This window comes from Actinomadura kijaniata NBRC 14229 (assembly GCF_001552175.1).
Classification (GTDB): domain Bacteria; phylum Actinomycetota; class Actinomycetes; order Streptosporangiales; family Streptosporangiaceae; genus Spirillospora; species Spirillospora kijaniata.
Window position 1 is genome coordinate 1 of record NZ_BCQR01000086.1, and the last position, 13,720, is coordinate 13,720.

Below are 13,720 nucleotides of genomic sequence, written 5' to 3' on the forward strand. Positions count from 1 at the left end.
CCTTGACCTCTCGTCACAATCTGGCCGTTGCCTACCATGAGGGCGGCGAGGTGCGGCAGGCGGTCGACCTGCTGAAGCGGGCGCTGACCAGCCGTGAGCGGATCCTAGGAGAGGATCATCCCGCCGCGTGTCGCACTCGTGCGTGCTTGGTGTCTGCGCTGGATGAACGCGATAACGCAGATCCGCCGCCAGCGTCGTGAGGCCTGGTCCGGTCTTCAATCATCATGGGATGATCAAGGAACGCGAAGGGGCCGCTCGGGTGGTGCGTCCGAGTGGTCCGCCTGCCCACCCAACGGCGGGCCGCTCTGCGAACTGGCCAATCACCAGGACAGACCGCGCAGAGAAAATCAGTTCATAAGAGGAGCCGCGCTCCAAGCTGGTGGAGGTCATCACCCTGGATCAGGCGACGCGGGCGTTCCTTCCCTGAACCACTGCGACAGCTCCAGCGGCTCGGCGCGGCGCGCCATCATGAACACCCGGGCGTGGGTGCGCTGCTCGGTACGCACCAGAGTGAATCCCTGCGACAGGTTGTAGCGCGCCACGCCCTCGAAATGGCAGTGCCGCCGCACCCACCGCGCCCCCAGTCGGGCCGCCCGATCCACCGCCCACCACGCCATCAACGCGCCCGGCCGCCGCTCCCGCAGCACCGGATCGGTCACCGACCCCGACAGATACAGCGCCGGCTCGGCGCGCTCGGCCTCGGTCCACCCCCACGGCGGGCCCACCTCCTGCACCACCATCTGCCCGACCACGCCAAGCTCGTCATCCTCCAGCACCCACACGTCCCCGTCGGGGTTGTCACACTGGGCGACCAGATCAGCCACCGCACCCCGCCAGGTCGGCAATCCCCGCGCCTGCATCCAGGCGCACCGAGCCTCCACCATCCGGGCCACCTGCGGCCGGTCAGCGCTCCTCGCACGACGCATCCTCAGCACGCCACCCATTGTGGAGCAGCAGGCCAGTCCACGCCGGTTATCGCTCGATGCGGCCGACCGGGCAGACCCACCTCGGCGGGAAGAGCCCAGGGCGCCGCGCATGCGTTACTCCTCCGCTTCCTCCCGCCACGACGCCACGGCGGCCTCAGCAACGCTGCGCGGCGTGTCTGGTTTCAGTGCTCTCATGACCTTGAACCACTCGTCATTGGTCCACTCAGGGAGTGGTACCTGCCGCACATCGCCGGGTTCCTCGCCGTCCTGTGCAAGCTTCCACACAGTGGCCAGGACCATCACCACCGCGCCCTCGGGGGTACCGCCGAACGTGGTCTCCAGTAGTTCGCCAGCCGCTTCCACCGGCAGCAGTAGCGCCACATCCGGCTCGGCGTTAAAGGACTGGCGCAGTTCTTCCGTGAGCTTCTGGCGGGCTACTCCCAAGACTTGCTGGTCATCGCTGATTAGCGGATCGAGGGTCACCGCCACCCAGTGGTACGGCTTGACCCCGCTGGCATCGGTCAGGAAGCCTTCGGCTTCCTCACTGCTCACCACCCGATTCCCCCTCACGTGGACTGCGCATGGCGCGCTCGTAATGTCTCTGAACCTCCAGAGCCCGCCGAACCAGATGGAACGTCACTCGGAACGAGCCGCATCTATTTGAGGCTCCTGGTCTCTTCTTTAGCTCAGCATGGAGTGTCGACTCTGGTCAGAGCATGTACTAGCCGCTCGCTGAATCGCCCTTGTCTGTGCGTGAGCGGTGCTGGGCAGGGCGGCATGACGACTCTGCTGGCCACATCAGGACCAACTGTCGCATTGACTTGCTGTTTACTCATGCAACAAGATCGATCGCAGCGATCTTCACTCGCACCTGGCTCCCCGAGATCACCCCATTCTCTGAGGGAAGAAGGCTTCATGCCCCGATTGATCTCGCTCATCTCACTCCTGGTTGCTAGCTTCGTGCTGGCGTTGGCATCTGCTGCTTCAGCAGCCACTCCAGCAAGGGCCAAGGAACCCAAGCCGACCACCAAATTCACCCAGCCCTTCAGCGTGCATCGAACTCCCGGATCACAGGTCCAGAGAAATGACTGCGCCGAGGTCAAGTCGACCCTTCGGGCAAAGGCAAGGTCGCTGAAGAAACCAACCAAAGCCATCTGTGTCGATCACACACCGCCCTCGGCAGCGGCGATCACGATGATGGAGAAGAAGCGGGCCGCCAAAGTTAAGGAATCCGCCCCCGCCCCCTTTCCTCCCGTATGCGTCAACACCAACAGTGATCTGAACTGGAAGCAGACAAGGCACATCGGGTGTCGCGCTTGGTTGTGGTCTCGGCCTGAGGTCTGGCGGGCTGACAGTACGGGCAACGTCGTCCAAGTAGGGGCCGTTCAGGTCCGCACCATCCAAGAGGCGTCAACGCCAACTGTCTACGGTCAGACGCAGTGGTATCACCGGATCAGCACCCAGGTGATGAACATCAACGGGCAGGTCGCGGGAATGAAGATGCAGGGCTCGGGTGCCTGCTTCACCCCCGGCAGCTCCGCCCCAAACTGCGCAGCACAATTCCCCAACCTGATCCCCCTGCAAAGCGTCGACAAGCTGACCGACCAGCCTGAAGGCGGCGTCACCTTCATCCAGACTGCCGTAACGACCCCCGGCCAGATCGCCTACTCCAGCTCTGAGATCACCATTAAGTTCGAGCTTGCGGGCGCGACCAAGATCGGGGGTGTTGAAAGCAAGCTCTGGCAAACCGACTACATCCGCTGTGACAACGCTCTCCCTGGCGTCACAAGCCGCGGCTGTGTCTTCTTCCGTCACCAGCCGACCTACGCCGTCTCCCGAACCGGGATGCTCTCCCTCTACGCCGCCCACCTCCGCGACGCCCTCAAGTCGGGTCTGCCCGGAGCCGCCACTGCCGCCGACGGTCCCAACAACACCCCGCTGAGACGTCTCACCGACCAGACCCTGCGAACCCAGAACGGCGACAGGGCATGCCCCAGCCGCTACCCGCGCCCCAAGACTCCCGTCGAGCACGAATGCGACGAGTACCCGTTCCGTTCAACCTGGCAAGGAGCACGGACCGCCGCTGACGCCAACCCCAACACTCCATGGACAGCGCGAACCCATGACTGGTGCCAGATATTCGACAACCTCACCCCCATTGGCGTGACCGGGCCCAACGGATACAGCGTCTGCATGATCCCCAAAACCCATAACGGCGGCGGCGGCAACGACCTCCTCAAGTTCTACAACGACAACCGCATCATCGAAAAAGACGGCTACTTCGTCCATACCTACTAGACCGGTCTGAGGGCTAAACTCACAGCATGGCAGCAACTGAAGCCCCTTCCCGGGGCCCCGTGCCGATCAGCTACCACAGATTCCATCTAGTGGACATGCCACAGCACGGGACCCCGCACCCGGCCCCGGACTCTTACACCCTGTTCTTCAACGGCCTGATCGACATCCAGCCCGGGATCGCCGTGATAACTACCGGCATCGCCGACGGAAACGTCACCTTGACCGTCGAGGTACACGGCTCCCCGCCGCCGCTTCACCTCAACGACTGGGATGAAGTAGTGGAGACAACCTTCACCTCGACCAGTGGCCACTTGATGGTGGCCGCACTGGAGTTCAACCTTGAGCACGAATTCCCCAACCTCGCAACAACAGGGCCAGGAAAATATCGACTCCGCGTCCACGCCCGAGGACGAGACGAAGCCACCGACCTGTCGGTAACCAACTCGGTCGAGGAGTACCTCATCCAGGCATGGCCCACATCAGAGGATGCCGAGATAGTCCACCAGACGCGGGACAGGTACGGGGCTGCCACGCGCCGGACAGCGAAACTCTCATAGCATATTGGTGATGTGAACTGAAGATCATCGCCTAGGTGCGGGAAGCGCCGATGCCTCGCCTGACCGAGCAGTGCACCGGCGGCCATCGCCCTGCTGGTAGGCGTAATCGGTGAGTTCGACGAAATGCACGCATCCACCTTCTCCGTCGGCTAGCACTCCAGCCGTAGATCGTTATGTGCCCTGGTCTTGGGATTGTCCGCCGCTGGTGGAAACTCAGATGATCTGAGCCCACCATCCGGTTAGGGTCGGGCGGTGCCCGAGCTGAAGCGGCTGCATGCCGGCCATGCCCCGGCGGTCCTGGCCTTCGAGCTGGAGAACCGCGCCTACTTCGCTGCCTCGGTCCCCGACCGCGGCGACGACTTCTTCGACAAGTTCACCGACCGGTACGGCGCCCTGCTGGCCGAGCAGGAGGCCAGCATCTGCGCCTTCTACCTGCTGGTTGCCGAGGACGGTTCGGTTCTGGGCCGGTTCAACCTGTACGACCTGGAGAACGGCACTGCCGAGCTCGGTTACCGGGTCGCGCAGCACGTCGCCGGACGCGGCGTGGCGACCGAGACCGTCCGGGAGCTGTGCCGGCTGGCGGTGGCACGGCACGGGCTGCGCACCCTGCGGGCGGGCACCTCCCGCGAGAATGTCGCGTCCCAGAGGGTGCTGACCAAGGCTGGGTTCGTCCTGGTTGACCCGGCCGATCTCGGTGGTAAGTCAGACCTCTGGTATCAGCGCGACTTGGTACTGCGGCGGTAGACCGTGATCTTGCTGGTGGACCGGCTGCGGGAAGGCTGCGACCACCGCTGATCATCGGTGTGTGAAGACAAACGATCGTGCGGTGGGCGCAGGTCACAGCGTAGACCCTGCCCGCTGGCAGGAGGCGTTCAAGGTCCTGATGGGCCGGATAGCGGGCCGGTTCGCGCGGGTGGAGCCCCGGCGCCGGGTAAGAGACGTGGTGCTGGGGCTGCCGTCGGACCTGCCGCGCAAGAACTGCTGGTCGATCGCCGAGTTGGCCGAGGAGGCGAGTCCGGACGGCATGCAGCACCTGCTCGCCCGGGCCAGGTGAGATGCCGACCGCGTGCGTGATGACGTGCGTGAGTATGTGCTGGAGTCGCCATGTCCCGATGGAGTGGGGCCGTGATCGAGGCACCTCCGGGTCTTGCCGCCGTCACGGCGAGCCGCCAACCTACTACAAACATAGTATCGAAGGGTGTCCTCGTCGCCCCTGGCCGGATGTCACGGCTTTGACCTGAGGTTTTTCAGCGGGTACGAGGGGAACCTTTCGTCCTTGCTCATCGTCCTGGTGGGTGAGCCGTCCAACAGAGAGAGTCATGAGCAGCGACCTACCTCCTGACCCTGTTCCTCCTGATACTGTCCGCCCCTCGGCCGACATCTGGACGGTTCTGGGTTGATCACCGTACTGTCCCTCCTGCTCGGCGTGGTGGTGGTCCTGCTGATCACCGCGTTGACGGGTTACTTCGTCGCCCAGGAGTTCGCCTACATGGCGGTGGACCGCTCCCGGCTGAACGCGCGAGCGGCCACCGGGGACCGGGCCGCCGGACGTGCGCTGGCGGTGACCCGGCGCACCTCGTTCATGCTCTCGGGCGCCCAGCTCGGCATCACCGTGACCGGCCTGCTGGTCGGTTACGTGGCCGAGCCGATGATCGGGCGGGCGTTCGGCGACATCATCGGCGGGGTCGGCGTACCCAAGCCGGTGGGAGTGGCGGTCGGCACCGTGCTGGCGCTGGCGTTGTCGACGTTGGTGCAGATGGTGTTCGGCGAGCTGTTCCCCAAGAACCTGGCGATCGCCCGCCCCGAGCCGGTGGCGCGGTGGCTGTCGGCGTCCACGCTGTTCTACCTGAAGGTGTTCGGCTGGCTGATCTGGGTGTTCGACCAGTCGTCGAACCTGTTGCTGCGGCTGCTGCGCATCGAGCCGGTGCACGACGTGGAGCACGCCGCGACCGAACGTGACCTGGCGCACATCGTGGCCGACTCGCGCCGCAGCGGCGACCTGCCGCCGGACCTGTCGATCCTGCTGGACCGCATCCTGGACTTCCCGCACCGCGACGTCGAGCACGCCATGATTCCGCGCACGCACGTCGACACCGTCGACGACACCACCACGATCGCGCAGGTCCGAGAGCTGATGAGCACCGGGCACTCCCGTTATCCCGTCCTGGACGACGCCGAGCACATCGTCGGCGTGGTCCACTTGGACGACGTGCTCGCCGCCCCCGACGGCTCGGGTCCGGTCTCGGCGATCATGCGCCCGGCCACGGTGGTGCCGACGTTGATGACGCTGCCCGCCGCGCTGGACCGGCTGTCCGACGACCGCAACCAGCTCGCCTGTGTCATCGACGAGTTCGGCGGCTTCGCCGGGGTGGTGACGCTAGAGGACCTGGCCGAGGAGCTGGTCGGCGAAATCACCGACGAGCACGACGCCGACGCCGACGGGCCCGCCGCGACCGCCGTCGGCGACGCCTGGATCATCCCGGGCGGCTTCCACATCGACGAGGTCGAGCGCACCATCGACCACCGGCTGCCCGAGGGCGACTACGAGACCATCGCCGGCCTGGTGATCGCCGCCCATGACGCGCTGCCCCAGGTCGGTACGGAACTGGACATCGAACTGCCCGCCGACCCCGCCGACCTGGCCCACGCCGACGAGCCGCCCGCCAGGTTCGTCCATGTGGAGGTCCTGGAGGTCGACAACTACGTGCCCTCCGTCATCCGGCTGCAGGTGGTCACACCCGACACCACCGACGCCCCCGCCGACGAAAGGCAGGCCCGGCGATGAGCGATCCCTGGGTGGTACTGGCCGCCACCGTCGCCATCATCGCGCTGAGCGCGTTCTTCGTCGCGGTGGAGTTCGCGTTGATCGCGGCCAAACGGCACCGGTTGGAGGACGCCGCGCCGGCCAGCCGGTCGGCGCGGGCCGCGCTGCGCAGCGCCTCGGAACTGACGGTGCTGCTGGCCGGGGCCCAGCTGGGAATCACGGTGTGCACCCTGGCGCTGGGCGCGATCTCCAAACCGGCGGTACATCACTGGCTCACGCCCCTGGTGGAGTCGTGGGGCGCGCCGCTGTGGCTGGCCGACGCGGCGGGTTTCGTGCTGGCGTTGCTGATCGTGACGTTCCTGCACCTGGTGATCGGAGAGATGGCGCCCAAGTCCTGGGCCATCGCCCACCCCGAACGGTCGGCCACGCTGCTGGCGCTGCCGATGCGCGGCTTCATGTGGCTGACCCGCCCGCTGCTGCGCGCCCTGAACGAGTCGGCCAACTGGTGCCTGCGCAAGGTCGGCGTCGAGGCCACCGACCAGGTCGACTCCGGCCAGGACCCCGACGCGCTGCGCCACCTGGTCGAACACTCGGCCAACGTCGGCGCGCTGGACGCCGCCTACTCGGCCCAGTTGTCGGAGGCCCTGGACCTGCGGAACCTGCGGATCGGCGACCTGGTCAAGCGTGAGAGCACACCGACCTCTGTCGCTCCGGAGGCTACCGTGGCCGATGTGCAGGCCGCCAGCCACACCTCGGGCCACCTGCGCATCCTGGTCCCCGGCCCCGGCGCCGACTGGAAGGTCGTCCACGTGCGCGACACGTTGACCGAGCCCGAGACGGCCGGCATCGCGCACCTGACCCGCCCCGCGTTCCTGCTGACCGCCAACACGCCCGTCTACACGGCGCTGGCCCAGATGCGCGAAACCGGCGAGCAGCTCGCTCTGGTCACCGAGAACGAGACGGTCCTGGGCGTCGTCACCATCAACGACGTGCTCCGGCGCCTGTTTCCGCGCGCCGGCCACAGCCGGGACCTGTCAGGCACCCCCTAACCGGACAGGAAGGGTTGGGCGCGCCTTCCATTCCGCAGGCGCGCCCAACCGGTCAGTCCTCTTCGTCGTCCTCGACGATCTCTTCGACGATCTCGTCGGCGACCATGCCACCCGCCACGCCGACCGCAACTCCAGCCGCCGCACCGGCCGCCACCCCGCCCCAGCCCGGACCGCGGCGATGCCCGTGTTCGCCGTGGTGTCCGTACTCGTCATGGTGTCCGTACTCGTCATGGTGTCCGTGCCCGCTGTGCGGCGCGTAGCCATGCGCTCCACCACGGTGGCCGCCGACCAGAGCGTCCAGCCAGCCGGTCGGCTCGGCCGCCCAGTCCATCAACAGGGCCTCGTCGTGGCTCACCTGCAGGCGGAGGACCTGGTCGAACGCGTCACCGATCACCACGCTCGCGGGTTTAATCACCGATCCGTAGACCCATTTGCCGGTGACGCGCGGCCCGCTTCGGCCGGTCGCCTCGACGTTCCCGATACTGGTCACATCGTGCGGGCGGCGCGGTGTAGGAGCCGCATCGTGGACCACCGCTGCCATTGCGGCAGCGGCCCGAGCGGTGGAGGTGTCGACGGTCAGCCGAGAACCTGCCAGATCGCATGTCAGAAGCTGCGCCGCTTTAGGTTCTTTCACACCATCGGCTGCACTTCCTGTAGAAAGATGCAGTGAAAACGACCTCCGTCGCCTTCCCCTCAGTTGTGGCGCTGGTAGCCACCTTGCTGACCGGTTGCTCCTCCGACGCCGCAACGCCCAGGGCAGTCGGCAACAGCGCTCCGAAAGCTGCGAACACTGCCGACCAAGACCTTCGGCAGGCTGACTGCTTGAGAATCGAGCAAGCCGTCAAGGCCAGGCATCCGTCCAAGCTCACGACAGACTTCGTGTTCACGGCGGAAAAGATCATGATGGACAGCTTTCGTGAGGTCCATCCACACTTGAAGCATCCCGACGTAGTCAACGCGGTCGATGCGATCTTCGAGCTTGACCGTCAGCTCGCAGCGCTCGATGACGGTGGCATCTCAGACGCCCGAGGGAAGCTACAGCTACGACTCATCGATGCAGTGGGCAATATCTTCAAGGTGTGTGGGGGTAAATCGCCGCTGGATGACATAGGTGATGGGCCCACAGCACCGGCCTGATTCGGCCAGTGAACGCTCGGCTCAAAGGCCACTCCGATGGCGTGAGGGCGGGCTTCCTATCGGACATGGGTGTGGCTCTTGGCTCTTACAAGATTTTCGTAACTGGTGATCGTCCGATGTGAGGGTGTGATGGCGCGGGCGAGCGGCGGGAGCTTGGGCTTGGTCGTGGTGCGGGTTCGGCGTGTGATCAGGTCTTGAGCCCGACACGGGCGGCCATCTCCACGTCGAAGGTGACAAGTACGTCGTCGGTGCACAGATGGAACCGGCCGTTTGGCGGATAGGTGGCTGGGCGCCCAGCGGCGATCCAGACCTGACCGGTGGCGGTCCGCAACCGGACGGCTTCGGGGATCTGGGTCTCAGGGCCGTGTTCGTGGTCACTCCACAGGATGTGGCAGGACTCGATCGGTGCGGCGATGAAGGCGGCCCACAAGGGATGGCCGGTGGCGGAAGTGCGAGCGGAGCCGCCCGGACCGCCGATGTTGAGGAGGAAGTCGCCCATCGGGGCCTGGTAGAGCTCAAGACCGTAGTGGCCGAAGGTGTGGTTCCAGGTCGCTGAGTAGGTGACGCCCGAGTCCATGGCCAGTTCAATGCCCATGGTGGGTTCGTGCCAGGCGCCGTAGTCCCATTCGTCAGGCGTGGTGCCCTCGTCGCCGGTCATGAGAACGAAGTAGTCGACGGTGAGAACCGTCTGTCCACGTAGGCCGGCGACCAGCCGTTCATAGCCCTCTACCGTCAGTTTTGGCGCAGAGTCCATGGGCGGATCATGTCAGGAGGGTGTTGACCTGGTCCTGCGGCTGCCCACCGTCCGTGCCAAGTTCCCCAAACTGGCCGAGGCTGCCGTCCGCGACCAGATGACCTACCGCGGGTTCCTGGCCGAGTTGCTGATGGCCGAGTGCGACGACCGCAACCGGCGCCGCTCCGAACGCCGCCTCAAGGCCGCCGCCTTCCCCCGGCAGAAGTCGCTGCGCGAGTTCGACTTCGAGGCCAACCCCAACATCGACCCCGCGATCATCCACACCCTGGCCTCCTCCGACTGGGCGCGCAAGGGCGAGCCGCTCTGCCTGATCGGCGACTCGGGACCGGCAAGTCCCATCTGCTCATCGCCCTGGGCACCGAAGCGGCCATGGCAGGTTTCCGGGTTAAGTACACCCTGGCCACCAAGCTGGTCAACGAGCTGGTCGAGGCCGCCGACGACAAGCAGCTCAACAAGACCATCGCCCGCTATGGCCGCGTCGACCTGCTCTGCATCGACGAGCTGGGATACATGGAGCTGGACCGGCCGGCGCCGAGCTGCTGTTCCAGGTTCTGACCGAACGCGAGGAGAAGAACAGCCTGGCCATCGCCTCCAACGAAGCCTTCAGCGGCTGGGCCAAGACTTTCACCGACCCGCGTCTCTGCGCCGCCATCGTCGACCGCCTCACCTTCGGCGGCACCATCATCGAGACCGGCACCGACTCCTACCGGCTCGCCCAGACCCGCACCCGAGCCGAACACACCGCCAGCTGACCACTACGACCATGCCTGACGACCATCACAACGGCCACCCTGGCCAGGAACCCGCCGCCCACCTCTCAGCCTTGAACAAGGCCCCAGGGCCATTCGATCTCGCCCACCGGATGGACAAGCTTCCCGGAGGCGAAGACGGCGTACTCCGGCCTCCACCCGTAGCGGTAGTCGGAGTCGTCGGAAAACTGCAGCGCCAGGGACCGGACCGGCGGGCAGGGCCATGCTTCAACATCAGTGTGCAGGAAACTTGTGAACAGCGCTCCCGGAGGGACCCGCGAGCAAGCGCTGCAGCCGGTGAACCTGTCCACCCGCACCTCGCATCGGCCGCCTCCGGTGAACATATGCGCGGCTGACATCCGCTGTGGTTCGTGAACGACCAGTCGTTCAAAGCCCTCTTCATCCAGCCTCATCAGCAGAAAGTCAAGCAGCTCCTCCACGAAACGCTCAAAGCGAGCCACCCCGAGATCGTCTCATAAACGCACCACAACTTCGCCCGGAGCCGCACCACGCGGCAGCTCACCGTGACCGCCTGCCACGCGGTCGACGCCAACACCGTCCTCAAAACTCATCGACATCATCACCCGACCAGCCTCCAGCCGTCGCTCAAACCAGCGAACAAACGTTGCTGCTTTTCACGGTTGGTTGTACGCGTCTGATCTGGCCCCGCCTTCAGCGAGCTGCGGCCCCACCCCGCCGAAAGGGATTCATGTTCGCGTGAGATCTGGTCCCACTTCGATCGGAGCTGGTCGTTCCTGCTCCGTCCTCGATAGGTACCGGTTCCGCCGCAGCGCGGCGCAGGTCAACGTGGAGCGCCCGCAGCGAAGCGAGGACGAACGACGTTGAGGTGCGGCAAGCAGCGGGCGACACTCGGCGACGAGGTGGGGCCAGATCTCGTTGGAACTAGCCGGGGCCTGGGGCCTGCTCCCGCGCGAAGGGTGGAGCCGAGTCGCGTTCTCCAAATCATCACGGTCACAACCAGTCATCACCACGTTGAGCAGCGTGACCCAACTCAGCACTTGGTGGAGATGAAGCAGTAGCCGGGAACCGGCCTTGCCCGCCAACGCCACCGCCCTCACCACGGCTTGTAGCGCGGGCGTGCGCCGCTGATACCGGACCGTCAGACCCTTCACCTGCTCGGCGAAGGTCGCCCTCGGGCAGTCCGGATTCTCGCAGTACAGCCGGCGCACCGACAGATCAATATGGACGGGCTGTCGGTGTACGAGTTCAAGTGCAGAACCAGGTACAGGTAAAACGTGCAGAGTTGATCAGCGTGTCGAGTGTGGGAGCGTAACTGCGATCTTGGACCGCCTCCTGCACCACTGCGAGGTCATCGCCATCAACGGCCCCAACTACCGGCTCAAGAACCGCATGGAAGCAGTCGAAGCCAAAGTCGCCGCAGCAGGATGACCGCACAGCGAGCGAGTCGCTTCATCTCATCCGCCATGCTCTGTTCATGACCAACGAGCAGAGCGCCTGGGACCAGTGGCTCGCCAGCTTGCCACCGCAGCAACGCGCCGCCGCGATCGCGCTGCGGAACCGCTTCGCCCGACTCGGTGCCGACAGGCCAGAGGAGTGGGCCCAGTCGGAGCTCTTCGAGCATCTCCCTCAGTTGGCCAGATTCCTGTTGCTGCGCCGACTTTGGAACGAAGCCATCAACAGCTGGGAGAACCAAGGCGCGGTGGAAAACGTCCCCGCAGCCGCTCGCCTTCTCGCTGCCGGAGCCGACCGCGCCGACGTCGTGCTCACCATGCGGGCCGCGGCGTTCGAAGCAGTCTTCGCCACGCTGACCGCGATCGACGAAGGCGGATCCACCGCCCCAGGCGACCAGCCACTTCCAGGGTGGAGTCTTCACGAGACCGACGCCGTCGACCACCACACCAGGCAACGCCTGGGCGGCCTCCACGAAAGCCTCGGCGAAACAGACCCGTCAGGACACCAAGCTCAAGACCTCTGGACCTGACCAACCTCAAACCTCTGCACGTTTATCCGTACTCAGCTCTGCACACCAAGGAGTACGCCGACACGGGCCGACCACCGACTGCCTCGTCGGCGACATGCCGCTGGTAGCGGCTGTGCTCCCGGTCCGAATCCCGTCCACACCCCGCACACCCTGCACACCCCGCCGGACCGTCCCTCGTCCGCGCGGTGACGACCACCAGTCCGTCGACCACCGCGACCGACTCGACCACCACCGGCCTCAAGCGCGGAAGCAGCACAAGCAGAACCTCATCGGACATGCCCCAGCATCCCGCCGCCCGCCCGCACCGTCACACCCTCACATCAGACGATCACCAGTTACGAAAATCTTGTATGAGCCACGAGCCGCACCCATCGGACATGGGTGCGGCTCGTTCTCAACGACGTATCTGCCCAGCCCAGGTGCTGTGCGGTGAGGTCCACGTGGGATAGGTGCAGCTCTTCTGCAGGGGCCCTGTTGGGCTGGGCAGATGATTGCCAAAGAGCGGGTCGCACCTACTGCGGTTCAGGGGTGGGGGCGTACACGTGCCGGGCCCGGTGCAGGTACTCCTCATACAAGTCCTGTCCGGGGATGGCCATGCCGCCGACAGCGCGCACCGTCCATTCGAAGCAGCCCACGCACCCGCCGTGGCCTTGGATGTCCAGGCCGGGGAGGTGGTTGGCGTGGGTGTCGACCAGGTGGTGGCCCAGGGCAAGGTCGGCCCGTGTGGCTGCCTGGGAGTGCGGGATGGACTCATCACTGAACCCGGACTGTTGTGCGGCACCCAGTTCGGCCTGTAGTTCAGCCAGTAGTTCGGTGCAGGCGGGGCAGGCGGTGAACCAGCCGGGAAGCCGAGGCCAGGCCGCAGGCAGCGGTGCCTGGGCGGGATCACGGTTGGTGGGATCGTGGTCGGTCGGCTCACAGGCGTTCGGATCCTGGATGTCTGAACCCTGGGAAGCGAGATCGTAGGGATCAGGGCCGGGAGCGCCCCACCCAGGAGCAGGGGCCAGCAGTTGCCGAGTCGCCCACCAGGCGGTCTTGGCGACCTCAGGGTCGGGGTCATGGCTCCAAGCGGCCACCGCGGCCAGCAATGCCGGGCGCTGCCTGCGGATCTGGACGTAGGGCTGGCTGTAGCTGCATCCGGGAGGCGACGAACTCCAGTAATCCTCCCGGCCCTTGGCACTGATGAGCTGGGCCACCTGGCCCAGGAAGTGCAGCATCACCTGGCGCAGCGGGTGCAGCGGCCCCTCCCAGTACGTTCTGGTCACCACTGCGTCGATGCGGGGATCGGGCAGCACTGCGGCGGTGAACAACACCACCGGTGGAGCGGCCGAGAACAGTGTGCCCTGGTGGGACACCAAATCCAGCGCCCAGCAGAACCCGTGGTACACCTGCTCGGGATCGCCGCTGACCACGGAGGCCAGCAGCGCGGGCAACTCCAACGCAGATCCGGTTCCCTGCTCCAGGCTCCACCAGTCGGTGTCGCGCAGCAGCAGCCACGGGTCAGGCAACTGGGTGATCATCAT

15 protein-coding genes and 2 pseudogenes are annotated in these 13,720 nt (G+C 65.7%); 11 read left to right on the forward strand and 6 right to left on the reverse strand.

Translation table 11 applies throughout. The annotated features are described in order from the left end of the window. Positions 1–200, forward strand: a 200-nt coding sequence (locus AKI01S_RS49460) for a tetratricopeptide repeat protein (protein WP_157420147.1), incomplete at its 5' end; no start/stop codon positions are given. Positions 201–389: 189 nt separating this feature from the next. On the opposite strand, the gene AKI01S_RS26115 is transcribed toward AKI01S_RS49460, so the two are convergent. Both AKI01S_RS26115 and AKI01S_RS26120 read right to left on the reverse strand, forming a co-directional pair. Continuing rightward, positions 390–824, reverse strand: coding sequence for a GNAT family N-acetyltransferase (locus tag AKI01S_RS26115; protein ID WP_245681782.1), 435 nt, complete (start codon positions 822–824; stop codon positions 390–392). A gap of 216 nt (positions 825–1,040) precedes the next feature. Further along, entirely contained in the window at positions 1,041–1,478 is a 438-nt protein-coding gene (locus AKI01S_RS26120) for a hypothetical protein (protein WP_157420148.1), read from the reverse strand. A gap of 363 nt (positions 1,479–1,841) precedes the next feature. On the opposite strand from AKI01S_RS26120, the gene AKI01S_RS50840 reads away from it, so the two are divergent. From AKI01S_RS50840 to AKI01S_RS26150, 6 genes and pseudogenes are all read left to right on the forward strand, one after another. Then, the gene (locus tag AKI01S_RS50840; RefSeq protein WP_157420149.1) at positions 1,842–3,224 is read left to right on the forward strand and encodes a hypothetical protein; all 1,383 of its coding nucleotides are present in this window, start codon (positions 1,842–1,844) and stop codon (positions 3,222–3,224) included. Between the two features lie 26 nt (positions 3,225–3,250). Next, positions 3,251–3,781 carry a hypothetical protein gene (locus tag AKI01S_RS26130; RefSeq protein ID WP_157420150.1) on the forward strand — a complete coding sequence of 177 codons (531 nt, stop codon included), beginning with the start codon at positions 3,251–3,253 and terminating at the stop codon, positions 3,779–3,781. Between the two features lie 252 nt (positions 3,782–4,033). Then, entirely contained in the window at positions 4,034–4,525 is a 492-nt protein-coding gene (locus tag AKI01S_RS26135) for a GNAT family N-acetyltransferase (RefSeq protein WP_067823479.1), read from the forward strand. A gap of 82 nt (positions 4,526–4,607) precedes the next feature. Next, positions 4,608–4,832: pseudogene (locus AKI01S_RS26140) on the forward strand (IS701 family transposase); the annotation flags it as partial. A gap of 345 nt (positions 4,833–5,177) precedes the next feature. Next, on the forward strand, positions 5,178–6,566 hold the full coding sequence (locus AKI01S_RS26145; RefSeq protein ID WP_067823482.1) for a hemolysin family protein: 1,389 nt from the start codon (positions 5,178–5,180) through the stop codon (positions 6,564–6,566). Then, a complete protein-coding gene (locus AKI01S_RS26150) occupies positions 6,563–7,594 on the forward strand; it encodes a CNNM domain-containing protein (RefSeq protein ID WP_067823485.1) in 1,032 nt (343 codons plus the stop codon). The genes AKI01S_RS26145 and AKI01S_RS26150 overlap by 4 nt, the downstream gene beginning before the upstream one ends. 52 nt (positions 7,595–7,646) lie before the next feature. Here AKI01S_RS26150 and AKI01S_RS50845 read toward each other — a convergent pair whose 3' ends face one another. Next, positions 7,647–8,135, reverse strand: coding sequence for a hypothetical protein (locus AKI01S_RS50845; RefSeq protein ID WP_157420151.1), 489 nt, complete (start codon positions 8,133–8,135; stop codon positions 7,647–7,649). Between the two features lie 125 nt (positions 8,136–8,260). Between AKI01S_RS50845 and AKI01S_RS50850 the strand changes: the two genes are divergently transcribed. Beyond that, positions 8,261–8,731, forward strand: a complete 471-nt coding sequence (locus AKI01S_RS50850) for a hypothetical protein (protein ID WP_157420152.1) — start codon at positions 8,261–8,263, stop codon at positions 8,729–8,731. A 187-nt stretch (positions 8,732–8,918) separates the two neighbouring features. On the opposite strand, the gene AKI01S_RS26160 is transcribed toward AKI01S_RS50850, so the two are convergent. Further along, entirely contained in the window at positions 8,919–9,485 is a 567-nt protein-coding gene (locus AKI01S_RS26160; RefSeq protein ID WP_067823492.1) for a hypothetical protein, read from the reverse strand. On the opposite strand from AKI01S_RS26160, the pseudogene istB reads away from it, so the two are divergent. Continuing rightward, positions 9,484–10,237: pseudogene (gene istB / locus AKI01S_RS26165) on the forward strand (IS21-like element helper ATPase IstB). The gene AKI01S_RS26160 and the pseudogene istB overlap by 2 nt on opposite strands. 65 nt (positions 10,238–10,302) lie before the next feature. Here istB and AKI01S_RS26170 read toward each other — a convergent pair. Continuing rightward, positions 10,303–10,695 (reverse strand): hypothetical protein, encoded by a 393-nt coding sequence (locus AKI01S_RS26170; RefSeq protein ID WP_067823495.1) that lies wholly within the window; start codon positions 10,693–10,695, stop codon positions 10,303–10,305. A gap of 841 nt (positions 10,696–11,536) precedes the next feature. On the opposite strand from AKI01S_RS26170, the gene AKI01S_RS54710 reads away from it, so the two are divergent. Together AKI01S_RS54710 and AKI01S_RS26175 are read left to right on the forward strand one after the other, a co-directional pair. Further along, positions 11,537–11,644, forward strand: a complete 108-nt coding sequence (locus AKI01S_RS54710; protein ID WP_369688741.1) for an ATP-binding protein — start codon at positions 11,537–11,539, stop codon at positions 11,642–11,644. 46 nt (positions 11,645–11,690) lie between these two features. Further along, complete coding sequence (locus tag AKI01S_RS26175; protein ID WP_157420153.1) at positions 11,691–12,197, forward strand: hypothetical protein; 507 nt, start codon at positions 11,691–11,693, stop codon at positions 12,195–12,197. 512 nt (positions 12,198–12,709) lie between these two features. Here the strand turns inward: AKI01S_RS26175 and AKI01S_RS26185 are convergent. Further along, positions 12,710–13,720: a hypothetical protein gene (locus tag AKI01S_RS26185; RefSeq protein ID WP_067823501.1), complete on the reverse strand. Its 1,011-nt coding sequence runs from the start codon at positions 13,718–13,720 to the stop codon at positions 12,710–12,712.

What these genes read in the sequence shown, in the direction of transcription:
- AKI01S_RS50840 (WP_157420149.1), top strand. Translation starts at nt 1,842, where the DNA reads ATGCCCCGATTGATCTCGCTCATCTCACTCCTGGTTGCTAGCTTCGTG.
- AKI01S_RS26130 (WP_157420150.1), top strand. Translation starts at nt 3,251, where the DNA reads ATGGCAGCAACTGAAGCCCCTTCCCGGGGCCCCGTGCCGATCAGCTAC.
- AKI01S_RS26150 (WP_067823485.1), top strand. Translation starts at nt 6,563, where the DNA reads ATGAGCGATCCCTGGGTGGTACTGGCCGCCACCGTCGCCATCATCGCG.
- AKI01S_RS50845 (WP_157420151.1), bottom strand. Translation starts at nt 8,135, where the DNA reads ATGGCAGCGGTGGTCCACGATGCGGCTCCTACACCGCGCCGCCCGCAC.
- AKI01S_RS26160 (WP_067823492.1), bottom strand. Translation starts at nt 9,485, where the DNA reads ATGGACTCTGCGCCAAAACTGACGGTAGAGGGCTATGAACGGCTGGTC.
- AKI01S_RS26175 (WP_157420153.1), top strand. Translation starts at nt 11,691, where the DNA reads ATGACCAACGAGCAGAGCGCCTGGGACCAGTGGCTCGCCAGCTTGCCA.
- AKI01S_RS26185 (WP_067823501.1), bottom strand. Translation starts at nt 13,720, where the DNA reads ATGATGATCACCCAGTTGCCTGACCCGTGGCTGCTGCTGCGCGACACC.